Raw genomic sequence first — 26,591 nt, forward strand, 5'->3', positions numbered from 1 at the left:
CATGTAAAAGTTTAATAGATAGAGAAAACAGTCTGTCACGTTGCAGTTTATCATTTAGCTGTAAGGGGCAGGCTGTTTCCTTGAAAAGACAAGTAAGCGTTATCATTTTATTTCATAATCCGGAAAGGATGTAGGAGAAGCATGAATAAACGGTTTATCTCCATAATATTGGTGTTCATGATGCTCACAAGCAGCTTGCCGGCTGTCAGTGCGGCGAGAGCCACAGATGAGAAGGGAACGGCACATTGGGGCGAGAAAGTGCTGGAAAAATGGATTTCTAAGGGGATGCTTAGCGGATATCCGGATGGGAGCTTGCAGCCTGATCGTCAAGTAACGAGAGCTGAATTTACAAAGCTGGTCCATGCTATCTTTCAGTTTGAAGCTAAAGGCTCGAATACCTTTACTGATGTAGCCGCTGACGCATGGTACAGCAAGCAGGTTGCTGCTGCGTTGGAAGCTGGAGTGATTACTGGTTACCCGGATGGCAGCTTTAAGCCTGACGCACCACTTACGAGGCAGGAGGCTGCAAAAATAACAGTCGAACTGTTTAAACAAGCTGAAGTAGATGGGAATCAGCTATCTAGCTTTACGGATTATAATCAAGTACAAGCTTATGCAAAAGCACCGTTAGAGCAGCTGCTGGCAGGAGGATACATAACGGGTTATCCGGATCAAACCATTCGGCCGAAAAAACCGATTACTCGTGCAGAAGCCATCACATTGCTAGACCGAATTGCTGGTGAAATCATTAATGCAGCCGGCATCTATGAAAATTTGAAAATAGCCGGAAATGCTGTCGTAAATACAGCGGGAGTAAAGATCAACAAAACTGTTATCGATAAGGATTTGTTCTTAACGCAGGGAATTGGCGAAGGCGATGTCTTTTTAACGGATGTGGATGTGAAAGGAACGGTCTACATCAATGGGGGCGGAATCAACAGCATTCATTTTATAAATTCGAAGCTGAATAAGCTTATTGTGAATAAGCCTTATGGAAAAGTACGCATCTTACTCACAGGCTCTTCGCAGGTGCAGCAGCTTATTGTGGAAACGGGATCTGATATACAAATTGATGCTGGAGCAAGCAGTCAATTACTTACGATTTCGGATACAGCTGAAGGAACGACATTTCAGGTAAATGGTACTGTAAATCAAATTGTTAATACAGGTTCAAGCACGACATTAAATGGCAATAGCTTAGGCAAAAGCAGTGATGTCACTGTTCAGAACGGAATTGTAAAAACAGGACAACCGGCTGGCTCAGGTCAAAGCGGTGGTGGCGGTCAAACGACTCCGCAACCAACTCCAACAGCAGTACCGACAAACTCACCGACACCTTCGCCTACGACAGCGCCGTCGGCGACACCAACAACAGCACCTGTGGATGAATGGGAGCTTGTATGGAATGATGAATTTGATGGAAGTGGCGAAAACGTTGATACAAACGGCGTTAACCTCGACAAATGGGCTTATCAGTTAGGCACAGGCTCTCAATATGGCCTTGATGGCTGGGGGAACAATGAAGAACAGTATTACCGCTCCGAAAACATTAAGGTAGCGGACGGGAAATTAACGATCACCGCTGATGATGATGGTTTTGGCGGCAAGAAATATACATCAGGCAGATTATATACAGAGCCTACCTTTAATAAAACGTATGGAAAATTTGAAGCTCGCATGAAGCTGCCGGTAGGTAATGGCATCTGGCCTGCCTTCTGGATGATGCCGAAGGATAGCGAGTATGGGGTTTGGGCTTCATCTGGAGAACTCGATATTATGGAAGCGCGCGGCCGCTTACCGGAAAAAGTCGGCGGTGCCATTCATTACGGTAAAAACTGGCCGGCAAACAAGTCTAAAAGTGCAGATTACATTTTTGGAGAAGAAACGGATATTACTGACTATCACACTTACGGTGTAGAGTGGGAGCCTGGTGAAATTCGCTGGTATGTTGACGGACAATTATTCCAGAAGCTTAATAATTGGGATAGCTGGGGAGCAGATCAACCTGCAAAATATGCGTTTCCCGCTCCGTTTGATAAGCCGTTTTACATGATTTTGAACTTGGCCGTTGGCGGTAATTTTGACGGTGGGATAACACCCGACCCATCACTGCTGCCAGTGAAAATGGAAGTCGACTATGTTCGTGTCTATGAACTAACTGGCAGACCGTATAAGACGCCTGTAGAGCCTAGCGTCGACTCAGAGCCATATCCAGATCAATATAAAGAACCGATTGCAGGTAATTTTATTCATGATAATAGCTACAGCAAGCCGTTCACAACCATTGCTGAGGCGAATCAAGCTTTAGATACGAATTATTGGAATTTTGTACATGTAAGCACATTCCAAGGTAACGGCTCGATTTCTGTTGAAGCTTTAAATGGTGTAAATTATGCCAAGGCGGATATTACGAGCAGCGGGAATGCCATACATGCGGTTCAACTCATTCAAAATGTAACGCTTGGTAAAGGCAGATGGTATAAGCTTACTTTTGACGCTAAATCGAATGCAAATCGAAATGCGACCGTCAAATTTGGCGGCGGGGAAACACGAGGCTGGACGACTTACTCCGATATTATGGATGTAAAGCTGACAAATAATATCCAATCCTATGAAATGATATTCCAAATGGGTGCCGAGACGGATACGCTGGCTAGACTCGAATTCAACCTTGGACTAAGCACGAATCCGGTCTGGATCGGCAATGTGAAGGTTGAAGAAACCGCTTCCCCAGATCCGTTTCATGATAACGACCCTAAAGAGCCGTTGAACGGCAATCATGTGTATAACGGCAGCTTCGACCTAGGTCGAATCGATCGTCTGACTTATTGGAATTTCAATAAGGCTGGAGGCAACGCTGCAGCATCGGTGAATGCTGACACTAGAGAACTTAAAATATCGAATCTTGATAGCGAAACAGAGCCGAAGTCGATCTCGCTTACGCAGTCGGGTATCAATCTACTGAAAGAAAACGATTATAAGGTAACATTTAAGGCTAGAGCAGCTTCTGCACGCTCCATTCAGATTGGTGTGTACAAATCAGATGGTACGGCTTATGCCGCTCCAGAGACGATCTCGCTTGCCTCCGAGATGAAGGAGTATACATTTCAGTTTGCGATGGAGCAGTCTAATGACGTTAATGGACAATTGGTATTTTTATTAGGCGGCCATCAGGCTGACATTTATTTAGACGATATTAAGATGATTCGATTGACTAACAACAACACGGGCGAATTGGCGCTGGCAGATCAATTTCCGGTGAAAAATGGTGACTTTTCGAGTGGCAAGGTGAGTTGGAGCGAGCATGTGCAGGGACGTTATGACGGATGGGGCTCAAGCGCGGACTTTAACGCTCAGAACGAAGAGCTGAAGATTGCGATTGCGAGCGAAGGTGTTAATCCTTGGGACGTCATGCTGATGCAAAATAATATTAATCTATTTAAAGGCAAAACGTATACGGTGACGTTAGATGCAAGTTCATCTAAAAACCGTGAAATGGAAATTGTAATTGAAGTAGGCAGCACGCGTTATTTGTCCAAAAAGGTGCAATTGACGCAGACGAAACAAACGTTCAGCTACGAGCTGCTTGTTCAGAGCGACATTACGCCGACGTTTAAGCTGCTGCTAGGTAAACTGGACGGTGCAGCTGTGATAGGCGAGCATGATGTATTTGTTGACAACATACATGTGGAGCAGCAGGATGCACGAAGTAAAGCCTTCTTGGTCCAAAATGGATATTTTGATGCAGGAATGCAGGATTGGAGCACACATATTCAGGGCATTTATGATGGCCCCTCGAGAGCAGCCATTACAGATGACAATGGTGCGGTGAAAGTCGCGATAGCGAACGCTGGCTTGAATGCGTGGGATATTGTTTTGCAGCAGGGCTCATTGGCGCTAGTTAAAGGCAAAACGTATGTCGTTACCTTTTTGGCCAGAGCAACTTCGCCGCGAACCATTGAAGCGGTTGTTGAGAACAGCGCTTATAATCGTTTCTTAAATGAAAAAGTGCACCTTGATACGGTTACTAAAATGTACAGCTACGAGTTCACTATGGCCAAGGATGACAACGCAAACTTTAAACTGCTTTTTGGAGTGCAGCCTGATGCTCCTTCTGCGGCACATGACGTATTTATCGACAATGTGCATCTTGAACTGAAAGGAGCTAAGGAAGCAGCAGGCGAGAAGGCTCGCAGCTCAAATGATATTATGCTGCTGCTTCCTCCAGTAATTTCAAAAGATGTATCCGATAATGAATTGGGTCAAAATATCGACATTACCTTTAATGATAATGAGGCTTGGAGAAATGCGATAACTGATGTATTTGTCGATGAATTGAAGCTTCCTAAAGAAGCGTATCAGCTTGCCTCAGGAAAACTAACAATCGATAAGACCCAATTCAGTGCAGTTAAATCATACACGATCACGATTAGGTCAACTGGTTATGAGCTTGCTCAAGTGATCCAAAGTATTCAAGAGAAAAACATATGGAGTCTCGTATGGAATGATGAGTTTGACAGCGTAGGAGATAATCTGGATACAAACGGAGTCGATCTTGACAAGTGGGCGTATCAGCTTGGCAACGGCAGTGAGTATGGCGTAGGCGACTGGGGCAATAACGAGCTGCAGTTTTATAAGAAAGAAAATATAAAGATCGAGAATGGCCAAATGATTATCGAAGCCAAAAAAGAGAATTTTGGCGGTAAACAATATACGTCAGGCCGGCTTTGGACCAGTCCAACCTTCAGCAAAGCTTATGGCAAATTCGAAGCGCGGATTAAGCTCCCTGCGGGTCAAGGCTTATGGCCGGCGTTTTGGATGATGCCGAAGGACAGTGAATACGGAGGATGGGCTTCCTCAGGTGAAATTGACATTATGGAAGCTAGAGGACGAGTGCCAGGTGAAGTTGATGGTACCATTCATTTTGGCAAAAATGCTCCTAATAACAAAATTACCGGTGCGCAGTATGAATTTCCGCAAGGTGAGGACATCACGGGTTACCATACTTATTCTTTAGAGTGGGAACCAGGTGAGCTGCGCTGGTATGTGGATGGGAATTTGTTTCAAACGCTTAATGATTGGAATAGCTGGGGAGCAGATCAACCCGAAAAATATGCTTTTCCAGCACCATTTGATAAGGAGTTTTACATTATTCTCAATCTAGCTGTAGGAGGCAATTATGACGGCGGGTTGAAGCCTGCTCCTTCCTTGTTGTCAGCTCAGATGGAGATTGACTATGTGCGTGCTTATGAGCTTACTGGCAGACCTTACAAGGTGCCTGTTGAACCGATGCTTGTAAAGGATTCGTTCCCGCAAAACGGCAAAACAGCTATAGATGGCAATTTCATTTATGATCCTGCCTATACTCATGGCATTAAGAACATCACAGTAGAAAATCCGGTGATAGATATGAATTACTGGAATTTCCTTCATGGCGCTGAATTTGGCGGAGCGGGTGAGGTTTCAATTGAGGCGATTGAAGGGTCACCATTTGCCAAAGTAGACATTTCGAATGGCGGGAATGTGCCATATTCCTTGCAGCTTGTCCAGTATGTGACGCTTGTTAAAGGTCAGGCCTACAAAATTAGCTTTGATGCAAAGGCATCAGCGCCGCGCAGCATGAGCTTGAAGTTTGGCGGTGATGCGAACAGCGGCTGGGGAATTTATTCCGACAACTTTGAAGCATCCTTGAAGGATCAGGTCGGTCATTATGAGTATCGCTTCCTCATGACTGACAAAACAAATGCTGCTGCGAGGTTGGAATTCAATTTAGGTCAAAACGTAAATGATGTGTGGATCGGAAATGTTCATTTAGAGGAAATCGATGAGTTAATTGAACCAAGTGCTGCAAAAGCTCCACTGAATAACGGCAATCACATTTACAATGGAGGTTTTGATCTAGGGACGATGGATCGCCTGCTCTATTGGAACACAAAAATAACGGATTCGGCTGCTGTTGACATCAGTGTAGATCCATTATTGCGCAGGTTAAACATTAATATTTCTGATGGTGGTACTAATGCTTCGTCTATAAAACTAACCCAACAGGGCATTAATCTGCTGCAAAAGGATTCGTATGAGCTGACTTTTGATGCAGAAGCTTCGGCCGCTCGGACCATTACCGTACAGCTTAAGAGCAAAGACGGATCAACGATTTATTCGGGTCCACACGCGATTCAGCTAGATACATCGAAAAGTTTGCATAAGCTCTCATTTACGATGCCTCCTAACGTAACAGACGAGGAAGCGCAGCTTGAATTTTTGCTAGGCGGCAGCAACGCTGGGGTTCAGCTGGATAACATTAAGCTTATTCGCACAACAAATTTGAACGTTGATTTTACAGGCGTCGAGTTGTTTCCGCTTAAGAATGGAGATTTCTCCAATGGGCTAAGCGGCTGGGAGCCGTTTACGCAAGGAGGTACAGCAGCATTCATGGAATCGAATGGAGCTGCAAAAATAGCGGTAACAAACGTAGGAGGGGAAGCCTGGAACGTGATGTTTAACCAGTCGAACCTTAAGCTTTCCAAGGGGATGACGTATGTGCTCTCTTTTGATGCGAGTTCGACGGTAGCACGCGACATCGAAGCGGCTCTCGAAAATGCTGGTTATACACGGCGTTTTTATACGGGACCTTTGATGCTGACACCTTCGATGCAGCATTTTGAATTTACATTTAAGATGATGACCGATGATAATGTCGCTCTTAAATTTTTACTTGGCAAAACTCCAAAAAGTGCAGCTGCACCGCATGACATTTTCTTTGATAATGTTGTGCTGGAGGTGAAGGATGCGCCAATGCTGCGCCCGCCAACCTTAATACCAGATAAAACGGATAACCTAGTAGGGAACGCGGTAGAAATCCGTTTTGTAGAAAACGAAGCATGGAGAACGGCGATTAGTGCAATTGAAGTGAATGGAGCTGTACTGGCTGGTGCAAAGTATACGCTTCAGCCTGGCAGCATCGTGATTGATCAATCTGTTTTTGCAAGCGATCAATTATATACGATTAATGTCAAATCGACGGGCTTTGCCGATACAAGTGTTAATCAATTAATGCTTGCAGCAGATGGAAACCTTGTTCTAAACGGTGGAATGACGAATGGGTCAGCTAACTGGGTGCATTGGTTTGGTGATGGAGGAGATTCGAAATATATACCTAAAGATGGTGTTGCCCAAATCGACATCTATTACCATGGGGGCATGCACCCAGAATGGAATGTTCCTGTCGGCTGGTCCACACAGTTCAACCAAAGCGGAATCAAGCTAGAGGCAGGTAAATCCTATGAGCTTTCCTTTAACGCATGGTCAACGGTTAATCGTCCGATTGCAGTGGAGCTGGGTGGATATAACAACACTGAAAGCGTACATTTTAATCTGACTGGTGATTCAGCTGCTGTTTATAAGAAAAGTTTGCGGCCAAATAGCAACGTGGATATGACTCTTAAGTTTTTGCTTGGCAACGTCGTAAATGGTGCTTTTGTTACGCCTGATGGTGAGCATACGATTTACATTGATAATGTCGCTATTCGTGAAGTGGCAGCACCACCGGTATTAGTGGCCGATTCGACTGAAAACAAAGTCGGACAGACAATTGAGCTGACATTTGCAGACTCCCCTGCTTGGCGTGCCGCAATTACGCAGCTTACGATTGACGGTGCAGCTGTCCAGAGCAGCAGCTACACGGTTGAGGCAGGTAAAATCAAGCTTAATGCAGATTTATTTACAAGTGTCAAAACGTATCTCATCACCGTTGCCGCAGCTGGATACGGCATCAGCGAGGTGCAGCAGCAGGTGAAGACGGCTGCCGCAAACATTGCTCTTCATAAAGCTGCTGCTGCATCATCAGGCAATCAACCAGCAGCTAACGCTGTAGATGGAGCGGGCAGTACGAGATGGGAGTCAGAGTCAACAGATCCTCAGTGGCTTTCTATTGATTTAGGCGCAGTCTATAAGCTGGAAAGTGCTGTTCTGAGCTGGGAGGGAGCATATGGAAAAGCTTATAAGCTGCAAGTATCCTCGGCGGCAGCGCCTGGAGAAAGCGACTGGACGGATGTATTTACAGAAGCCGCAGGTAATGGCGGTCTCGATAACATTACATTAAACGGGCAAGAAGCAAGGCATATTCGAATGGTTGGATCTGCTAGGGGCACCAATTACGGTTATTCCCTGTGGGAGTTTGAGGTGTACGGCACATGGGTAAGCGGCGGCGAAGGAGGAGGAAACGGAGGCAATCCGGATCCTGGAACCACTCCGAATCCAGTGCTAGTGAACTTAGCGCTTAACAAGCAAGCTGTTGCATCAAGCTTTAATGCCGTCTTTCCTGCTCATTTGCTAACAGATGGCGATAAGGGTACAAGATGGGAAGCAAAATGGAGTGACAATAATACAGCTCCGTATCATGCAGAATGGTTTTATATTGATTTGGAAAAAGTTCATTCCATTAATAAAATCATTTTGACTTGGGAAGCTGCTTATGGAAAAGCGATCGATATTCAAGTTGCTGCAGCAGGAAGCGACTTATCGGAAGGAAGCACAGATTGGAAGACGGTACATTCCTTGAACCGAGAATTGAAAGCAGAAGACTTTGTTGAAACAATCACCCTTGCAAGCAGTGCGGAGGCTAGATATATTCGTATTTTAGTGACAGAAAAAGGTCTTCCTCCATATGGTCCATCACTTTTTGAGATTGAGGTTTATGAATAACTGTTTTATTTAGAGTGATAAAGAGAGCATGCTTCTACAGGGAATCCTGTGAAGTATGCTCTTTTGTCTTTTTGACGTACAATGGTTGCTCTTAAGGCAAACTATTGTTTATTAATGATGATTTAATGAAGAATGGTAAATATATATTGCGACATATATAAATATATGTTACATATTAAATAACGGAAACGACCTCAACATGTGTTCTAATTATTTATTCCGTCATATGAAAGCAAAGGGAGACTGGATCATGGAGAGAGAATTAGCATTAGAGCTTGTACGTGTAACGGAACTGGCTGCGCTCGCATCGGCGCCTTGGATGGGAAGAGGCGATAAGAATAGCGCTGATGGAGCAGCAACATCTGCGATGCGCTCCATGTTTGATTCAGTGTCCATACGCGGTACTGTCGTCATAGGCGAAGGGGAAATGGATGAAGCGCCGATGTTGTACATTGGGGAGGAAGTAGGAAGCTTGAATGGCCCCGAGGTTGACGTAGCGGTTGATCCGCTTGAAGGTACGGAAATCGTAGCCAAAGGACTTAACAATGCAATGTCCGTGCTTGCAGTCGCAGGAAAAGGCCAGCTTTTGCATGCTCCTGATATGTACATGGAGAAGCTCGCTTTCGGTCCTGCTCTTGTTGGCAAGCTGTCGATAACTGATCCGATGGATGTAACGCTCCGTAAAGCGGCTGACGCTTTAAACAAGAAGGTTTCGGATTTAACGGTTATGATTTTGGACAGGACGCGCCATGAAGCGATCGTCAAGGTGCTGCGCCGCGTGGGTGTGCGTATAAAGTTTTTGTCGGATGGTGACGTTGCAGGCGCGATGGCACCTGCATTTCCTGAAGCAGGCATTGATTTATATGTAGGCTCAGGAGGAGCGCCAGAGGGTGTACTGGCTGCGGCAGCGCTGAAGTGTTTAGGCGGCGAGCTGCAAGCAAGGCTGATGCCGGCGGATAGCAACGAGTACAATCGCTGCGTGAAAATGGGGATAGAAGATCCGTATCGCGTGCTTACGATGGAGGATATGATTGGAACGGGCGATGTTTATTTTGCAGCAACAGGCGTTACGCCAGGAGAGTTTTTGGGCGGAGTTCAGTATTTTCCTGACGAGAGGGCAGAAACGCATTCCATCGTAATGCGCGCTAAGACCAAAACGATCCGATTCGTACGTGCTATGCACTATTTGCCGAATAAAACATTTTTAAATAATGATAAATAATTATGAATGGTGTTGTCGGCCGCTAGGCCGACCACCATAGAAATAACTTTCTAATAATACAATGAGCAGAAAGAATATAATTCAGCTGATTGGAAATTAACGGACATCAGATCCGTTATTTGCTTGGAATCCACTATTTTTAAGGATCTAACGGACCTACAGTCTCTTATTTGGCTTCAAAAGCCATGATTATGCTTCAATTTATATAAATAACGTATCTGATGTCCGATAGAATTGTATTTGAGCTATATTTACCATAATAGCGGAACCTATGTCCGTTAGTGGTGCGAGCGAGCTTAACTAGACTATCCACATTAACTCCGACAAACCCAAGCCCCCAAGCCCCCCACCTATAACTAATATCGATACTGAGCTCGATACACTACAGTTACTCTTCATTCGATGAGCGAGATGCATATTACTGAAAAAACTCCCGTCAATTCTAGTACATCCCTCCTTTAGAGTAGATGTTGTCGAATAAGCGGGAGTTTTTTAAGTAAACCCATAAGACGTCCGTCACTAATGAGATTAGCGGAGGGTTTTCCTGTTAGTTTTCATGTGAGGTGGCTGCTTACTTTTAGTGCTTCATTGTGTGTAAATGCTCACACAGCTGAACGGGCCTTCTTCCGTAAAAGTAACTCAAATGCTAAGTAGAAGTGCTAATGTTGACTATTAGTACGTTAGTTGCCGCCTGGTATGAACTTTTTCAACCAAGTTCCAAAGCTGGATGGATTGCGAGTTTGGATCAGAACGACACCTTCACCGCGGAAGCGGCATACGAGACCCTCACCGCTCGTGATGCTGGATAACCAGCCTTTAGACGCTTTTTCTATCGTATAGTTCATATAGCCCGGCCAAGCAACTAAATGACCGTTATCGATGATGACTTCTTCGCCATGGCTCAGGTTTAGAGCATGGATCGCGCCATATGAGGAGAGAAACACTGTGCCTCGGCCGCTGATTTCTACAATAAAGAAACCTTCGCCCGATAAGAGTCCCTTGCCTAGGTTTTGCATTTTTGTATTGACTTCTATGCCGCTGGTGCCAGCTAAGAAACCGTCCTTTTGTACATAAAGCTTATAAGAGCCGTCGAGTTCAATCGCTTCAATATCTCCGAGAGAAGGAGGGGCAAGGTGGACTTCACCTTGACCCCGATTTGCTGTCATCTCTTGGAAAAAGAACGTCTCTCCGCTTAACATTCTACCGAGCCCACGCATAAACCCGCCGTCTGTTGTCCCTTTAAGATCAATAGTAGGTGACATGGACACCATTGCACCCATTTCGGCTTTTACGCTCTCGCCCGGATTGAGCTTCACCTTCAGCATGGCAAAGGCGCCTTTATAAAAAATATCATAGTTCATGTATTAACCTCCTCAAAGGTTTTACCTAAGCAATATCTACTTCGCCTCCATCGCATCAAGCTCGCGATGTAAAACTACGCTTCGCCTCCATCGCATCAAGCTCGCGATGTAAAACTACGCTTCGCCTCCATCGCACTAAGCTCGCAATGTAAAACGAAGCTTCGTAAATTCCGTTTAGTCAAGCGGAGGCTGTGTCACACCTTCGCGCTCTGCTTGTCTGCGATGAGCCATCCGACTTGCTGCCGAGGCAGCGATAGCCCCAACGATATCGTCCAAAAACGTATGGATTTCTCCGTCGGTTTTGTCGTTCAGCTTGACCAAAATGCCGGGCTTCAGCTTATCGACATATCCGAAATTCGTAAACCCGATGCTTCCATACACATTGACAATGGACAATGCCAAAATTTCATCGCAACCATAAAGACTTTCGTCATGCTTGATCATATCCTGCAGCGGAGCCATAAGCTTGCCTTCCTCGGCGAGGATATCAAGCTGGATGCCGGTCAAAACGGCATTTTGCACCTCGCGCTTCGATAGGACGGCATCAATATGGACGATACAATCCTCTGGCGTTAAGCCAGGGAAATAGTCTTTTTGCAAAAAATGTACGAGCTCGGCGATAGCCAGCTTTGTTACTCCGCGTTTGAGGAGCCATTCGTCTGTAGCCTCAGCCACTTTGCGGCTGTTGAGGCTATAAGTTTCGGGATTGGACATGTTTTTGTTCCCCCTTAGGATTTTATGGACAAAACTGGTCTAAAAAAGGGAAGGGCTCGTATACATAGTACTACAAATAAGGAGTTGTACAAAGCCGCTAGGCAAAACTTGATTAGGGAGGAAAGGTCAATATGATTCAAAAAAGATGGATTAGGGGTGCTGTACTTTCGGGGGTTCTCGTGCTGCCCATTCTTACTTCGGGTTGTGGTCTGTTTTCCAAGCAGACAAGCCAATCAATCGATCCGCCACAGGTTGAGGTTAAGGATGGAGTAGAAGGTGCAGAAACTGGACAGGCAATCGGAGTTGGCGAAGAAGCGCAAATGACAGTATACCTTGAAGATCGTAACGGTTATTTGGCTCCAATCTCACTTCAGACCTCGCTCGGAGCGAATGAGCAAGCCGCACAAAAGGCACTGGAAATGATGGTCGAGAATGGGGCGTACGCGAATCAGCTGCCTGAGGATTTCCGCGCAGTTATCCCGCAAGGCACTCAAATTAAATCGTATAAATACGATAAAGAGCAAAAGCTTGCTAAAGTTGAATTTTCTGAGCCGTTCAGTGACTACAATCCACAGGACGAACGTACTATCGTTGAAGCGATCACATGGACTCTGACAGCTATGCCAGGGATTGAAGGCGTAGAAATTTGGTATGAAGGCGCTAAGCTGCCAGAAATGCCACAAGACGGCTTCCCGCTTGACAATACGCTGACACGTTCAGTAGGCATTAATATCGAAGCAGCAGACGGTGTGAACTATGCGCAATCAACGCCTGTAACGCTATACTTCTCCGCTCAAACGTTAAACGACGAACAATATTATGTGCCCGTTACTAGACTAGTTGCTCGCTCGGAGACTCCAACGAAAGCAGCGCTGGAACAGCTCATTTCGGGTCCGCTTAACAAAAAAGAGTTGACCAGTGTAATCATTCCGGATGTACAAGTGAAGGATGTTGTACAGGAAGGTGATGTTGTCACTGTAGATTTGCAGGATGAAGCGTATCAGCAAGGTCAGAAGCTTCCGACCGAAATGCTTCAGGCACTTGTGCTTTCTATAACTGAAAATACGAAAGCAGCAACGGTTCAAATTAAAGTAAATGGAGAATCTAACTTTACGGACGAAGCGAACAACTCTTATAGCGAGCCTGTAGGCAGACCGCATCATGTCAACGCTATTAAGTCATAAGAGATAACTCCGGAATGTACAAAGAGGCCGATCAAAAGTGAACGCTTTTGAAAAGCCTCTTTTGTGCATTTATTAGCATGTATTAGGTCTGAACGGTCTATTTTAAACAGAAGCAAACATGCAAAAAACTTCCACTGATCAGCTGAATTTGTACAATCATGACCGCTTCACTTTTCTTTTTCACGGGCAGCGGATGCAATTCACAGGTTACTTTGTTAAAATAGGAAAGATTGCAGGATGGGATACTTTTGTTTTCTAATCGAAAAACGCTAGCACTCAGGAGGAAATTAGAATGAGAAACGATGGTCGGCAACCGAACCAGCTTCGGCCGGTAACCATAACGACAGGTGTCAATAAATACGCAGAAGGATCGGTTCTCATCGAGGTTGGAGAGACGAAGGTCATTTGTACAGCGAGCGTGGAGGATAGAGTACCTCCATTTATGAAAGGGCAAGGCAAAGGCTGGATTACAGCTGAATATGCAATGCTGCCTCGCGCAACACATACACGCAATATTCGTGAAGCGGCTAAGGGGAAGCTGACAGGACGGACGATGGAAATTCAGCGCCTCATTGGTCGTGCATTGCGTTCGGTCATTGATTTGCAAGCACTAGGTGAGCGGACTATTACGCTTGATTGCGATGTCATTCAAGCCGATGGCGGTACTCGTACGACATCTATTACAGGTGCGTTTATCGCGCTTTCCATTGCAATTAACAAAATTTCCGAGAAGGTACAATTTGCAAAATATCCGATTACAGATTTTTTGGCGTCGGTAAGTGTAGGCGTCATTCAAGAGAGAGCGCTGCTTGATCTGAACTACGAGGAAGATTCCAAAGCTAAGGTAGATATGAACGTTGTTATGACGGGCAGCGGCAAGTTTGTTGAGGTGCAAGGAACTGGCGAGGAAGCACCATTTTCGCGCGATGAGCTTAACCAATTGCTGCAACTTGGAGAAGAGGGTATTCACGAGTTGATCAGCAAGCAAAAGGATGTTCTCGGTCCTTTGGCGGCGCGAATCGGAGGTTAGTATTCTGATGAAGCATTCCATATTAAATCATGCTGTTATTGTTGTAGCAACAAAAAATGCAGGTAAGGTGAAAGAATTCGCACATGCGCTTCAGAAGCTTGATAAATCAGTAGAAAGCTTGCTGGATTATCCGCAAATTCCGGATATCGTGGAAGATGGCGATACGTTTGCCGCCAATGCTCGCATCAAAGCAAAGACGACGGGAGACATTCTTGGCGTTCCTGTGCTGGCTGATGATTCAGGCTTGCGCGTTGCAGCGCTGAATGGTGATCCAGGGGTCTATTCCGCTCGTTATGCAGGTGAGAATGCGACTGATGGTGAAAACAATGCCAAGCTCATTCAGGAGCTTCATCAACTAGCTGAACATGCAGAACGAGAAGAATTGCAAGACGGGTCCAAAATACTGAGCAAAGCGCAGTTCGTATGCGCGTTAGCGCTGTATGATCCGGCGACCGGTTTGTTTCTGGAATCGGAGGGTACAGTGGATGGCGTTATCACGGATAATCCTCACGGCAATGGCGGCTTCGGTTATGATCCGCTGTTTTGGCTTCCTAGCTTGAATCGCGGGATGGCCGAGCTGTCAAAGGAAGAAAAGCAGCAGATCAGCCATCGCGGCGATGCATTAAGAAAGCTCCTTCCCTTGCTTGAGCAAGCATAATAATTGAAAAAGCAACCCTATCCAAGAGCAGCTGAATGCAGCGGCTTTTAGCGGATGGGGTTGCTTTTTTTGTGATGAGAACAAAAACATTATCCTTGTCAGCTTATGATATGACGACCTTATATTCCTTTAACCATAAATTCACTTGATATAAATAAGCGAATAGCTGCGGACCGGACATCAATTGACCAAACCAAGGGGTATTCGAGCTTGCGGATTCCGACTCGGTTAGCGCTCTAACCTTTTCTACATTAATTAATGGAAGGAGCGGAGAGCTGGAATCGTTCAGTACATCTAACAAAAGCCCTTTGACTGCGGCCAAATAGTTCGGATTATGCGTTTTAGGATAGGGGCTTTTTTTACGAGTCAATACGTCCTCAGGCAATACACCGCGCAGCGCCTTGCGCAATATTCCTTTTTCGCGATCGCCGGATGTTTTGATCTCCCAAGGGATATTCCAAACATATTCAACTAACCGATGATCACAGAAAGGGACACGGACCTCAAGGCCCGCTGCCATGCTCATTCGATCCTTGCGGTCTAGAAGCGTTGGCATGAAGCGGGTAATGTTCAAGTACGACATTTGACGCATCTTACGCAGCTGCTCAGATTCACCATCAAGATGAGGAACCTCTGCTATCGCTTGGGAATAACGATCCCCAATGTAGTCAAGCGGTTTAATCCAAGCGGCAACGTCAGGTGCGAGCAGATCAGCACGCATTACTGAAGCAAGCGACCAAGGGAAGGTATTTGCATTTAAAGCCTCTTCGCGATGAAACCAAGGATAGCCGCCAAAAATTTCATCGGCAGCTTCGCCTGATATCGCTACGGTTGCATCTTTTTTTATTTCATGGCAAAAGAGCAGCAACGAAGCATCAACATCGGCCATGCCCGGAAGATCGCGAGCAAAGGTGGCTGCTTTCAATGCGCCGACCAAATCAGGTGTATCAAACTGTATAGGATGATGAATTGTGCCTAGATGCGTCGTCATTCTCTCGATCCATGGCGCATCACTATTAGGCTGGAAGGCATGTGCCTTAAAATGTTTATCGTTGTCCGCATAATCAACAGAATACGTGTGGACATTCCCTTGCCCGTTCTCGTTGTAATAATTGACAGCAAGTGTAGTTAGCGCACTGGAATCAAGGCCGCCAGACAGCAGGGTACATACAGGAACGTCTGAAACGAGCTGCCGCTCAACGGTATCTTTTAGCAGCGCTCCTACCTGTTCAGCTGTTTCTTCTATATTTTGCCCATGGGGGCTGCTCTCAAGCTGCCAGTACGTAATCGTCTTCACGCCAGCGTGATTGACGGTCATACACTTGCCAGGTCTAAGCTCATTGATTTGCTTATATACACCATGGCCTGGAGTGCGTGCTGGTCCTAAAATAAAAATCTCAGCAAGCCCTTCCGCTCCAACCTCCGGCTTCACGGCAGGGTGTGCCAATATACATTTTTGTTCGGAGCCAAAAATAAACAAACCGTCCTGTGTGCTATAGAACAGCGGTTTGACGCCAAGCCGATCACGTGCCAGAAATAGTTCTTGCTCTAATACATTCCATATGGCAAAAGCAAATATTCCGTTAAAACGCTCTACGCAAGACTTGCCCCATTCCATAAAAGCGACCAGCAGCACTTCTGTATCACAATTTGTCGTAAAGATTCTGCCCCTGCTTTCAAGCTCCTTGCGAAGTTCTGGTGCATTATACAATTCCCCGTTATAGACAACGACATATTTGTCGTCGCCGGTATGGCGAATCATTGGCTGTGCCCCGTTCTCCGGATCAATGACGGATAAACGTCGATGGCCTAAAGCGCAATGAGCTGATATCCACGTACCGGAAGCGTCGGGACCGCGCGGTGCAAGGGTGTCTGTCATCTTCTCTAAGCTTTCACTTTGCTTAGTCAGATCACGGTTCCAGTCGATCCAGCCGGTAATTCCACACATTGATCTCATTCCTCTCTTTTGCTGGTCTCAAAGTAGCGATAATATCAGTTATATGCAGAATAAGGGATAAAATGTCTGTCCGACGGGGGATGCTAGAAGTGGCTGTGAAAAGTAATAAATGCAGGAAGGAGTGTGCGATTGATGGCAGAGCAAGAAGCAGGCAGTGAAGAACGCAAGCATTATTTCGTTTCTGTTCAGGCGGGACAAATATTAGAGGATCCACAGGCAGCTGCGTATGAGCTTGAGATTATAATGAACGAAAATGAGCATACGAAGCTTAGAGAGCTGTTTGATGAGCTGTCCAGCATGGATGAAGCGGAGATGTTTCATTTCTCGTACAGTCCGTTTGGCTCAGCAAGCGATGGCGAAATCAATGCAGGTTACGATCAGTTGATTGAGCGTATTTACAGGAAATTGTATGAGTTAGGAACGGACACGACGAAGCAGCATATCGAATCGATGCAGTTTTTTTAATAAGCGGATAAGTAAGCATAAACAGGGTGTTGCAGAAGCTGAATAGCAGAGGCAACATCCTGTTTTTTTATAAAATAATAAATAAATATAAGATGATTGATACTATAAAAATGAATAAGAGTGTTTTTTCTAAATTATATCACTGCTTTTACGTAATCATTTCTATTATATTGCTACAAAAAATGATATACTTCTACAAAAAATAGTGGAGGGTTTTCGTTTTGCAAAAGTTAGTTTTTTTTGTCGGAGTAGCGGGGACGGGCAAAACAACGGTAGCTAGAAAGTTGTCTGCTCGCATTCCAGCTGCTTTTCTTGACCGGGATACGATAGGCGGTCGTTTTGTTGAGGCTATATTGGAGTTAAACGGCCTGGATAAAAGAGATCGGGATTCTGATTATTACAAAAAGCATTTGCGTGATTTGGAATATGATACGGCGAAGGACGTATGTATCGAAAATTTGGCTGCTGGTCAAAACGTATTTATGATTTCACCTTTTACGGCAGAACTGAAAAACAAACAGTGGATCGAAGAGGTTGTTGAAGCAGCAGGCCTCACGATGGGCGAGGTAGACGTTAAAGTGGTTGTTGTCACGCTGCTGGATATGGATCTGCAAAAAAATCGGATCATCGGGCGTCAAACAGAGCGCGATCAGTGGAAACTGGACAACTGGGGCGACTTTGAGAAGCGGATAGAATTTGTTCCGCAAATCAACTGGGATATTCCTAACTCCTCCATCCTCGTGTTTGATAATAGCGGAGAATTAACGGAAGAGAAAGCCGAGCAATTATTCCAATTTGTTAATGAAAAGCAGGCAACATTATCCGTATAATATAATTAGAAAAGGCGGCTTCATTTTGGGAATTTCCTTATGAAGCCGCCTTTTTATTTGTGGTTTTGTAATTATTTGGTTTTCAAAAATGATTTCAAATGCTGGATAAAGGCTTGTGCCGCAGCTTTAGGCTCACGTGATTTATGTGTAATAATGCCATGCGTCAATAGGAGCTCTTGGTTCAAGGGCAATGACAGCAGCGTACCTGCGGCTACCTCATTAGCTACATTTGATTCTGGTACGAATGAGATGCCCATTCCGCAAGCAACCGTCTGCTTAATGAGCTCAACACTGGAGAAAGACAAATGATCGGCAAGCTCAACATCAACTTCTCTCAGCATATCGCGTCCAAAGGTGTGGTAGATACACTGATCCCCGAAGCTGATGAAGGCGTTGTCGTGCAACGCTTGCCATCCAAGCTGCGCGAAGCGCTCTTCCAGCGTAGGAGCACAGATCAGCAAGAGCTTCTCTTCTATTAAAGGTGCAAATAGAAGGTCGTCACGTTCCGGAGCCTTGGGGACGATGCCGAGGTCAGCGTGATGGTTTACGACTTGTGCGGTAATATCATGCTGCAGACCAGGCGTTAAATGCAGCTTGATCTTGGTGTATTGCTGGAGAAAGCCGGTTAAAAAATGCGGTAGATGAGAGATGGCAAACGACTCTAGAGCTCCAATTCGAACGATACCAGACGGCATGCCAGGCTCCGAGAACGCATCCTGAAGCGATTGTCCAAGCTGGATAAATTGATACGCATAGGGAGCTAGCCGCAAGCCTGCTTCTGTTGGCTCTACGCCGCGCGGCAAACGGTGAAATAGCTTTTTGCCGCTTGCTGTTTCCAAATGTCGAATATGTGAGGTTACCGTCGATTGAACGTAACCGAGACGATCAGCGGCACCGCTGAAGCTTTTCTCCTCCAGCACAGCAGTAAAGGTAACAAAAAAACGACCTTCCCAAGACTCCAGCATGTTAACTCCCCTTAGGTATCGGAATTTGAAATGGGTTCCATTGTAAATATTCAATTCTCGAATGATTTCTCTTATGATAGCATGATGTCATAATAAGAGAAACGGGGAATGAGAAATGCTGAGAAATAAAAATTGGAAGCCGCTGGCGGCAGCGGTTGTTGGCACCATTGTTATCGCATTGCTGCTGACCATGGGCGATTTAATGTCGATTACGCTGATGATGGCTCCATTTGGAGCCAGTTGTGTGATCGTGTTTGTTTTGCCAGATAGTCCGCTTGCCAAAGCCAGAAATGTTGTTGGAGGCCATTTGATCAGCACTGGAGCAGGTCTTGTGATGCTGCATCTGTTCGGAGATGCAACATGGTTCATTGCACTATCTGTTGGATTGTCCATCCTTCTGATGCAGCTAACAAGAACAGTTCATCCACCCGCAGGTGCTGATCCGCTTGTTGTCATGCTAAGCCATGCGGGCTGGTCCTATCTGTTTACTCCGGTCCTTTTCGGAGCGGTGCTGATCGCGCTTGCCGCTTATGGTTATAGGAAATTATTGGCGACCAAGTCAGCAGCTTTGAAGTCATAGAAATAAAAAAAAAGCTGATCCAGTTGGTAAATACCGGGATCAGCCTCTTTTAAATAGATCAGTATATAATAAAAAACCACCTGAATAGGCGGCGTTAATGGATAATAATATGGCGTCCCGGAAGAGATTCGAACTCCCGACCGACGCCTTAGAAGGGCGTTGCTCTATCCAGCTGAGCTACCGGGACACAAGAAATAATATAGCACACATCATTAAATTATTGCAAGTACTTTTTTGAATTTATATTCTTTTTATTATAAAATAAGATTTATGAGTTGTCGGAATACTACATTTGTTTTTTCTTTTGATTGTACATGGTATAATCGTACGCAAGATTGTCCGAATGAACAAAAGGCGCGACCATAAGGCGGTGTTATCATTACAACTCCCAATGACACACAAGGCGACAACAAGGATAACGTTTACTTGTTCCCTAGCATGCTGGACCATTATCAGGTACAGTTAACCCGTATGCTGGAAGCGGAACAATACGGGGAGGCCAAGGAGTTGCTGCGCTTTTTGCTGCAATGCCAGGGCGAGGATGCTCGCCATTATGAAGAGTGGGACAGCTTACTTACATGGCTTGACATGGCTTTTCCTGGAGAAGGAAATGATGGAGAAGATTCGGGATTCCTATCGGCCAAGCGAGAGAAGGAAGAGGACGAGGCGACTATGCGCGAGCAGCTTCTTAATCCTCCTGATCAAGATGAAGCTTATGTGAACCAAGTGCTCTACATCATGCAAAATCATCCGATGATCGATCAGCAAATTCTTGCTCTTGAACGCGCTGCTTATATTCATACTCCAGAAGTGGATGATTCCATTAAAAATTGGCTGGTAACTCAGCAGGTTCACCCTGTCGTTCAGTTTAAGGCTCTGCAATGCTTGCGCAAGCGAGGAGCTGTCGGTTTACTGACACTGGAGAGACTTGGTGAAACCGTAGAGCTTGATTTGGAAGCGACGCCTCTTTCTATGGATGAATTCCCTTCGCCAATTATTAGGATATTGGAGCGGACAGAGCAGGTTGCCGAGGTCGATGATCCCACATTGCCGCATTTTGCTAGAGAGCTTTGGAAGGAAAGTTTACAGTTTTTGTATGGTACGGCTGCTTATCATTGGATGTTGAGAGAAGACGAGGATACAGTTGATTATTTTGCAGCTGCGCTGCATTTGACGCTGCTTCTTACCGTTTACGGCTCGGCAAACGATGACGATATTCGTGATACATACGGCATTACCGAAGGTTTAAGGTTCCGTTATGAGCAAGCATGCAAGGCGCTTAGACAGGTTGCCGTTTTGCAGCAATCGGGAGAAGATGAGCCAGAGTCTTGATAATCTGGGCTAGCTTGTTTATAATAGAATGGTTTATGAAACGTGATAACTACTGATGCATGAGCATTTTCGGAGGGGAAGGCATAAAATGAAAGCAACTTGGGAAAAAATAGACAAGAACATCGTGTCGATCGACGTGGAGGTAGGGGCGGAGAAAGTCACTGTTGCTCTTGATCAAGCATTTAAGAAAGTCGTACAAAAAGTAAACGTACCTGGATTCCGTAAAGGTAAAGTGCCTCGCGGCATGTTCGAATCCCGTTTCGGTATTGAGAGCCTGTACCAGGATGCAATTGACATTCTGTTGCCAGATGCTTATTCCGATGCAATCAAAGAAACTAATCTTGAGCCGGTTGACCGTCCTGAGATTGAAGTTGAGCAATTCGCAAAAGGCGAAACATTCAAATTCAAAGCAAAAGTTATCGTTAAGCCAGAAGTTACACTTGGCGAATACAAAGGCTTGGAAGTTGAATCCGTTGTTTCTGAAGTTACAGAAGAGGAAATCGCAGCTGAACTTGAGCGTTTGCAACAGCGTCATGCTGAGCTTACTGTTGTTGAAGAAGGCGCAGCGGCTAACGGCGACATCACAGTTATCGATTTCGACGGTTATGTAGACGGCGAAGCGTTTGAAGGCGGAGCAAGCGAGCGTTATTCACTAGAGCTTGGTTCGAATTCCTTTATTCCAGGTTTCGAAGAGCAAGTGGTTGGCATGCAAATCGGAGATTTCAAGGACATTGAAGTTAATTTCCCTGAGAGCTACCATGCAGAGCACCTAGCAGGCAAACCAGCTGTGTTCAAAGTGAAGCTTCACGAAATCAAACGCAAAACTTTGCCAACGCTAGACGATGAGTTTGCAAAAGACGTAAGCGAGTTCGATACGCTTGAAGAGTACAAGCAGGATCTCGTTAACAAACTAAAAGAGCGCAAAGATCAAGAAGGCGAACAAGCTCGCGAAACAGCAGTTGTTGACAAAGCTACGGCAGCAGCAGATGTTGAAATTCCAGAGCCAATGATCGTGACTGAAACGGATTACATGATCAAAGATTTCGAAAACCGTCTTAAAATGCAAGGCATGAACATGGACCTATACTTCCAATTCTCCGGTCAAAATGAATCTGTTCTTCGCGATCAAATGCGCGCAGATGCTGAGAAACGCGTTCGCAACAACCTTGTGCTTGATGCAATTGCTAAAGCAGAAAACATCGTTGCAAACGACGAAGATTTGAACGAAGAGCTTGAGAAGCTGTCCAAATCATACAACCGTCCTTCTGCTGAGCTTCGCGACATTTTTGAGAAAAACGGAAATCTTAGCAACTTGCAGGAAGATATTGCACTTCGCAAAACAATTAAGTTCTTGCTTGAAAACAGCAAAGCTGTTTAATAGCCACATACGAATAATTGAATAAATGCTTCACTCAGGATAAGGCACGTCGTTGATACGTGCCTTATTTTGACCCTACATATGGAAATGTGCTCGTTTTGGAGGCTAAACTCCGTACATATCGAACGGCCGGCGTCGTATAATGTATTAGTGGAAAAATGACATGAATACGATGACGTGTTACAATAAGTAAGTAACCAAAGTCATAAACGAAAAGAGGTTGGTCGCATGAATCTAGTACCGATCGTAGTCGAACAAACGAATCGCGGGGAACGTTCTTACGATATTTACTCCCGTTTGCTGAAGGACCGTATCATTTTCCTTGGGAGCGCAATCGATGATGATGTTGCAAACTCCATCATTGCACAGCTGCTGTTTCTGGCGGCCGACGACCCAGAGAAAGACATTCATCTATACATTAACTCTCCCGGCGGCTCCGTGACTGCGGGAATGGGTATTTTTGATACGATGCAATATATTAAGCCTGAGGTGTCCACGATTTGTATGGGCATGGCAGCAAGCATGGGTTCGCTGCTTCTAACAGCGGGCGCGAAGGGCAAGCGTTTTGCGCTTCCTAACGCTGAGGTTATGATCCATCAACCACTTGGCGGCGTACGCGGTCAAGCATCTGATATCAAAATCCATGCTGATTGGATTTTGAAAACGAAACAAAAGCTAAACCAAATTTACGTAGACCGCACCGGACAGCCTTATGAAAAAATCGACCGAGATACCGACCGTGACAACTTCATGAGCGCGGAAGAGGCTCTTGCCTACGGTTTGATTGACAAGGTGATTACTGCACCGGTATCGACGATTTAATCGAAGGGGTGATTACATGTTTAAATTCAACGACGAAAAAGGCCAGTTGAAATGTTCTTTCTGCGGCAAATCGCAGGATCAAGTACGTAAATTGGTTGCCGGTCCTGGCGTCTATATATGCGATGAGTGCATTGAGCTTTGTACCGAAATTGTTGAGGAAGAACTCGGCAATGAGGAAGAGCTTGATCTTAAGGATATTCCGAAACCGAAAGATATCCGGGCTATTCTGGATTCTTATGTCATCGGTCAAGAGTTTGCGAAAAAATCGTTGTCTGTAGCGGTTTATAACCATTACAAACGGATTAATTCCGGAAGCAAAATCGAAGACGTAGAATTGCAAAAGAGTAACATTTTGCTGCTAGGTCCTACAGGCTCAGGCAAAACGCTGCTAGCTCAAACGATGGCTAAAATTTTGAATGTTCCATTTGCAATTGCAGATGCTACTTCGCTAACAGAAGCAGGTTATGTGGGCGAAGACGTTGAGAACATTTTGCTTAAGCTCATTCAAGCTGCCGATTATGATGTGGAAAAAGCGGAACGCGGCATTATTTATATCGATGAGATCGATAAAGTAGCTCGCAAATCGGAAAACCCATCCATTACGCGCGATGTTTCTGGCGAAGGTGTTCAGCAAGCATTGCTCAAAATATTGGAAGGTACAGTTGCATCCGTTCCTCCGCAAGGTGGACGCAAGCATCCGCATCAAGAATTCATTCAAATCGATACAACGAATATTTTGTTCATTTGCGGCGGCGCATTCGATGGCCTCGAATCATTGATCAAACGTCGTATCGGTAAGAAAGTAATCGGCTTTAGCTCTACAGGCGAATTGCAGAAGGATCTTAAAGCTGGTGAATACCTCACGATGGTATTGCCAGAGGATCTGCTCAAATTCGGTTTGATTCCGGAGTTTGTAGGCCGTCTGCCTATCATTTCGACGCTTGAGCCGCTTGATGAGCCTGCACTCGTTCGGATTTTATCCGAGCCGAAGAACGCGCTTGTGAAGCAATATCAGAAGCTGCTTGAAATGGACAATGTGAAGCTTGATTTCGAACCGGCTGCACTTGATGCTATTGCGAAAGAGGCAATTAAGCGCAACACCGGAGCTCGTGGCTTGCGTGCGATTATTGAAAGCATTATGCTGGAAGTTATGTACGAGGTACCATCACGCGATGATCTAAGTACATGCCTAATCACAGAGCAAACCGTTCAAGAAAAAATCATGCCTGAGCTTACCGCTAAGAAAAGCAAGAAGAAAGAAGAGAGTGCGTAAGCCAGCACTCCAGTATAAGAAGCTATAAGTCTAGGCTTATAACTTAACTTATATATGACCGCGAAACGAGCTGTTTCCGCTACATTGTAATGGAATGGGAGCAGCCGTTAACGCTTGACTACCGTCATTGTTTCCACCCAGCCGCGCGGTTTCTAAAACCGCCAGTCAAAGGGTGGACTTTGCCGTTCATGGGAGAGATAAGCTTATGTACTTACGTCAAGATACGGTACCGGTTAAAGTCGGCAATCTAACGATTGGCGGCAGTAACGAAGTGATTATTCAAAGTATGTGTACGACGAAGACTGCTGATGTCGAAGCTACTGTTGCGGAAATACTAGGACTTGAAGAAGCTGGCTGCCAGCTTGTCCGGGTTACTGTCAACAACAAGGAAGCGGCGGAAGCTATTAAGGAAATCAAGAAACGCATTCATATTCCGCTTGTTGCGGATATTCATTTTGACTATCGCTTGGCACTGCTAGCTATCGAGAACGGCATCGACAAAGTGCGGATTAATCCGGGCAATATCGGTCGCCGCGAACGCATCGAAGCGGTTGTTAAGGCTTGTAAGGAAAAAGGCATTCCGATCCGGATTGGCGTTAACGCCGGTTCATTAGAAAACCATTTGCTAGAAAAGTACGGTTACCCGACGCCGGAAGCAATGGTAGAGAGCGCGTTGTTCCATATCGGTATTTTGGAGGAGCTCGATTTCCACGATATTATCGTATCTCTCAAAGCTTCGGATGTTCCAATGGCCATTGCTGCGTACTCGATGGCGGCAAAAGTCATTAAATATCCGCTACACCTAGGCATTACAGAAGCTGGAACGCTGCACACAGGCACGATTAAGAGCTCCGCTGGTATTGGTGCTTTGCTCGCGCTTGGCATTGGCAACACGCTGCGTATCAGCCTTAGCGCTGACACGGTAGAGGAAGTCAAGGTTGCTCGTGAGCTTCTTAAAACCTTTGGTCTAATTACAAATGCTGCAACACTCGTTTCCTGCCCTACTTGCGGTCGTCTAGATATCGATCTGTTTTCGATTGCAAATGAGGTAGAAGATTATATTTCAAAAATTAAAGTGCCAATCAAAGTTTCTGTGCTTGGTTGTGCGGTCAATGGCCCAGGCGAGGCTCGTGAAGCAGATATCGGTATCGCTGGCGCTAGAGGCGAGGGCATGCTTTTCCGTTATGGGGAGCTCATTCGCAAGGTGCCAGAAGCTGAATTGCTGTCTGAGCTAAAGAAGGAAATTGACGAAATCGTACGCGTTTTTGAAGCGACGGGTGAAATACCTGGCCGCAAGCATCATACACCTGCATGATCATTTTTATGAAAAGGTTTATTTACGTCATTTGCAGACGTGAGTAAGCCTTTTTTTGTTGATAACAAAGGGGGGAAGTCGTGTTATAACGCTTCTTATGATGAATGTGATGGTAGGCATGTATTGAACTCTATACATTGCGTGAGAATAGGATATTCCTCTAAGTAACGAGCTGCGCTAAAGTAATTTCCCCTTTCCGAACCCGAGGTTACAAAATAAAGAGAATTGCTTGTGAAAAATAACAGCATTAACGGTTATTACCACATCGTAGAGGCAATACTATTTTATACGCATGTTTATTAAGGTTAGCTATGTACATTGAAATCAACGAAGCAGGTCTAAGTTCTTCTCTTAAGCCTCCTTGTAGTTGCATGATTAGCTAGAAAGGTATGAAAATGAAGCAAAATATTTAATTATTATTTCCATTTAAGGATTATATTCCTGCGGAAATGATCGTCACTATTCAAATGGCTACAGCCGTTTACGCTTGAAATATAAGAATGAAAATAGCTGATCATATTCATAAGAATCTTATATTTCTACGCGAAACGAAGCTTACACTATTTCATCGGCTAAAGCCGTTTACGCTTGAAATATAAGAATGAAAATAGCTGATCATTTTCATAAAAAGCTTATATTTCTACGCGAAACGAAGCTTACACTATTTAGACGGTTTCAGCCGTTTACGCTTGAAATATAAGGATGAAAATAGCTGATTATTTTCATAAGAATCTTATATATCTACGCGAAACGAGCTTACACTATTTAGACGGTTTCAGCCGTTTACGCTTGAAAGGAGCGG

At 45.1% G+C, this 26,591-nt stretch carries 17 protein-coding genes and 1 tRNA gene; 13 read left to right on the plus strand and 5 right to left on the minus strand.

Annotated elements, in window-relative coordinates:
* Positions 1-141 precede the first annotated feature (141 nt).
* Both ACIFSR_RS12990 and glpX read left to right on the plus strand, forming a co-directional pair.
* Positions 142-8,703, plus strand: a complete 8,562-nt coding sequence (locus ACIFSR_RS12990) for a carbohydrate binding domain-containing protein (RefSeq protein WP_430057714.1) — start codon at positions 142-144, stop codon at positions 8,701-8,703.
* 250 nt (positions 8,704-8,953) lie between these two features.
* On the plus strand, positions 8,954-9,925 hold the full coding sequence (gene glpX / locus ACIFSR_RS12995; protein ID WP_339207824.1) for a class II fructose-bisphosphatase: 972 nt from the start codon (positions 8,954-8,956) through the stop codon (positions 9,923-9,925).
* Between the two features lie 680 nt (positions 9,926-10,605).
* On the opposite strand, the gene ACIFSR_RS13000 is transcribed toward glpX, so the two are convergent.
* Together ACIFSR_RS13000 and ACIFSR_RS13005 are read right to left on the minus strand one after the other, a co-directional pair.
* On the minus strand, positions 10,606-11,286 hold the full coding sequence (locus ACIFSR_RS13000; RefSeq protein ID WP_339207825.1) for a TIGR00266 family protein: 681 nt from the start codon (positions 11,284-11,286) through the stop codon (positions 10,606-10,608).
* A 174-nt stretch (positions 11,287-11,460) separates the two neighbouring features.
* Positions 11,461-12,000 carry a phosphatidylglycerophosphatase A family protein gene (locus tag ACIFSR_RS13005; protein WP_076271639.1) on the minus strand — a complete coding sequence of 180 codons (540 nt, stop codon included), beginning with the start codon at positions 11,998-12,000 and terminating at the stop codon, positions 11,461-11,463.
* Positions 12,001-12,131: 131 nt separating this feature from the next.
* Here ACIFSR_RS13005 and ACIFSR_RS13010 point away from each other — a divergent pair, with 131 nt between their 5' ends.
* From ACIFSR_RS13010 to rdgB, 3 genes are all read left to right on the plus strand, one after another.
* Positions 12,132-13,184, plus strand: a complete 1,053-nt coding sequence (locus ACIFSR_RS13010) for a GerMN domain-containing protein (RefSeq protein ID WP_339207826.1) — start codon at positions 12,132-12,134, stop codon at positions 13,182-13,184.
* 292 nt (positions 13,185-13,476) lie between these two features.
* The gene (rph, locus tag ACIFSR_RS13015; RefSeq protein WP_076271641.1) at positions 13,477-14,214 is read left to right on the plus strand and encodes a ribonuclease PH; all 738 of its coding nucleotides are present in this window, start codon (positions 13,477-13,479) and stop codon (positions 14,212-14,214) included.
* Between the two features lie 7 nt (positions 14,215-14,221).
* On the plus strand, positions 14,222-14,872 hold the full coding sequence (gene rdgB / locus ACIFSR_RS13020; RefSeq protein ID WP_339207828.1) for an RdgB/HAM1 family non-canonical purine NTP pyrophosphatase: 651 nt from the start codon (positions 14,222-14,224) through the stop codon (positions 14,870-14,872).
* A gap of 103 nt (positions 14,873-14,975) precedes the next feature.
* Here rdgB and asnB read toward each other — a convergent pair whose 3' ends face one another.
* Complete coding sequence (gene asnB / locus ACIFSR_RS13025) at positions 14,976-16,820, minus strand: asparagine synthase (glutamine-hydrolyzing) (protein ID WP_339209540.1); 1,845 nt, start codon at positions 16,818-16,820, stop codon at positions 14,976-14,978.
* Positions 16,821-16,961: 141 nt separating this feature from the next.
* Between asnB and ACIFSR_RS13030 the strand changes: the two genes are divergently transcribed.
* Together ACIFSR_RS13030 and ACIFSR_RS13035 are read left to right on the plus strand one after the other, a co-directional pair.
* Positions 16,962-17,294, plus strand: coding sequence for a hypothetical protein (locus ACIFSR_RS13030; RefSeq protein ID WP_430057715.1), 333 nt, complete (start codon positions 16,962-16,964; stop codon positions 17,292-17,294).
* A gap of 221 nt (positions 17,295-17,515) precedes the next feature.
* Positions 17,516-18,124, plus strand: coding sequence for an AAA family ATPase (locus tag ACIFSR_RS13035; protein ID WP_430057716.1), 609 nt, complete (start codon positions 17,516-17,518; stop codon positions 18,122-18,124).
* 71 nt (positions 18,125-18,195) lie between these two features.
* Here the strand turns inward: ACIFSR_RS13035 and ACIFSR_RS13040 are convergent, their stop codons facing one another.
* Positions 18,196-19,089 (minus strand): LysR family transcriptional regulator, encoded by an 894-nt coding sequence (locus tag ACIFSR_RS13040; RefSeq protein ID WP_430057717.1) that lies wholly within the window; start codon positions 19,087-19,089, stop codon positions 18,196-18,198.
* Between the two features lie 115 nt (positions 19,090-19,204).
* Between ACIFSR_RS13040 and ACIFSR_RS13045 the strand changes: the two genes are divergently transcribed.
* Complete coding sequence (locus ACIFSR_RS13045) at positions 19,205-19,669, plus strand: HPP family protein (protein WP_339207832.1); 465 nt, start codon at positions 19,205-19,207, stop codon at positions 19,667-19,669.
* Between the two features lie 110 nt (positions 19,670-19,779).
* Here ACIFSR_RS13045 and ACIFSR_RS13050 read toward each other — a convergent pair.
* Positions 19,780-19,856, minus strand: a tRNA-Arg gene (locus ACIFSR_RS13050).
* A 239-nt stretch (positions 19,857-20,095) separates the two neighbouring features.
* On the opposite strand from ACIFSR_RS13050, the gene ACIFSR_RS13055 reads away from it, so the two are divergent.
* From ACIFSR_RS13055 to ispG, 5 genes are all read left to right on the plus strand, one after another.
* The gene (locus tag ACIFSR_RS13055; protein ID WP_430057718.1) at positions 20,096-21,001 is read left to right on the plus strand and encodes a hypothetical protein; all 906 of its coding nucleotides are present in this window, start codon (positions 20,096-20,098) and stop codon (positions 20,999-21,001) included.
* 88 nt (positions 21,002-21,089) lie between these two features.
* Complete coding sequence (gene tig, locus ACIFSR_RS13060) at positions 21,090-22,379, plus strand: trigger factor (protein WP_339207834.1); 1,290 nt, start codon at positions 21,090-21,092, stop codon at positions 22,377-22,379.
* Positions 22,380-22,607: 228 nt separating this feature from the next.
* Positions 22,608-23,201, plus strand: coding sequence for an ATP-dependent Clp endopeptidase proteolytic subunit ClpP (gene clpP, locus ACIFSR_RS13065; RefSeq protein WP_053374767.1), 594 nt, complete (start codon positions 22,608-22,610; stop codon positions 23,199-23,201).
* A 16-nt stretch (positions 23,202-23,217) separates the two neighbouring features.
* The gene (clpX, locus tag ACIFSR_RS13070) at positions 23,218-24,474 is read left to right on the plus strand and encodes an ATP-dependent protease ATP-binding subunit ClpX (protein ID WP_076271649.1); all 1,257 of its coding nucleotides are present in this window, start codon (positions 23,218-23,220) and stop codon (positions 24,472-24,474) included.
* A 205-nt stretch (positions 24,475-24,679) separates the two neighbouring features.
* The gene (gene ispG / locus ACIFSR_RS13075) at positions 24,680-25,789 is read left to right on the plus strand and encodes a flavodoxin-dependent (E)-4-hydroxy-3-methylbut-2-enyl-diphosphate synthase (RefSeq protein WP_054027210.1); all 1,110 of its coding nucleotides are present in this window, start codon (positions 24,680-24,682) and stop codon (positions 25,787-25,789) included.
* The last annotated feature ends 802 nt before the right edge of the window (positions 25,790-26,591 follow it).

Origin of the sequence: Paenibacillus sp. NRS-1760, assembly GCF_050467785.1 — a bacterium.
Lineage (GTDB): Bacteria > Bacillota > Bacilli > Paenibacillales > Paenibacillaceae > Pristimantibacillus.

Excerpts from the sequence above, each read along its gene's own strand:
- ACIFSR_RS13040 (WP_430057717.1), bottom strand. The coding sequence starts at position 19,089 with ATGCTGGAGTCTTGGGAAGGTCGTTTTTTTGTTACCTTTACTGCTGTG.
- ACIFSR_RS13010 (WP_339207826.1), top strand. The coding sequence starts at position 12,132 with ATGATTCAAAAAAGATGGATTAGGGGTGCTGTACTTTCGGGGGTTCTC.
- ACIFSR_RS13005 (WP_076271639.1), bottom strand. The coding sequence starts at position 12,000 with ATGTCCAATCCCGAAACTTATAGCCTCAACAGCCGCAAAGTGGCTGAG.
- ACIFSR_RS13030 (WP_430057715.1), top strand. The coding sequence starts at position 16,962 with ATGGCAGAGCAAGAAGCAGGCAGTGAAGAACGCAAGCATTATTTCGTT.
- asnB (WP_339209540.1), bottom strand. The coding sequence starts at position 16,820 with ATGTGTGGAATTACCGGCTGGATCGACTGGAACCGTGATCTGACTAAG.
- ispG (WP_054027210.1), top strand. The coding sequence starts at position 24,680 with ATGTACTTACGTCAAGATACGGTACCGGTTAAAGTCGGCAATCTAACG.
- rph (WP_076271641.1), top strand. The coding sequence starts at position 13,477 with ATGAGAAACGATGGTCGGCAACCGAACCAGCTTCGGCCGGTAACCATA.
- glpX (WP_339207824.1), top strand. The coding sequence starts at position 8,954 with ATGGAGAGAGAATTAGCATTAGAGCTTGTACGTGTAACGGAACTGGCT.
- ACIFSR_RS13000 (WP_339207825.1), bottom strand. The coding sequence starts at position 11,286 with ATGAACTATGATATTTTTTATAAAGGCGCCTTTGCCATGCTGAAGGTG.
- tig (WP_339207834.1), top strand. The coding sequence starts at position 21,090 with ATGAAAGCAACTTGGGAAAAAATAGACAAGAACATCGTGTCGATCGAC.
- clpP (WP_053374767.1), top strand. The coding sequence starts at position 22,608 with ATGAATCTAGTACCGATCGTAGTCGAACAAACGAATCGCGGGGAACGT.
- ACIFSR_RS12990 (WP_430057714.1), top strand. The coding sequence starts at position 142 with ATGAATAAACGGTTTATCTCCATAATATTGGTGTTCATGATGCTCACA.
- ACIFSR_RS13045 (WP_339207832.1), top strand. The coding sequence starts at position 19,205 with ATGCTGAGAAATAAAAATTGGAAGCCGCTGGCGGCAGCGGTTGTTGGC.
- rdgB (WP_339207828.1), top strand. The coding sequence starts at position 14,222 with ATGAAGCATTCCATATTAAATCATGCTGTTATTGTTGTAGCAACAAAA.
- clpX (WP_076271649.1), top strand. The coding sequence starts at position 23,218 with ATGTTTAAATTCAACGACGAAAAAGGCCAGTTGAAATGTTCTTTCTGC.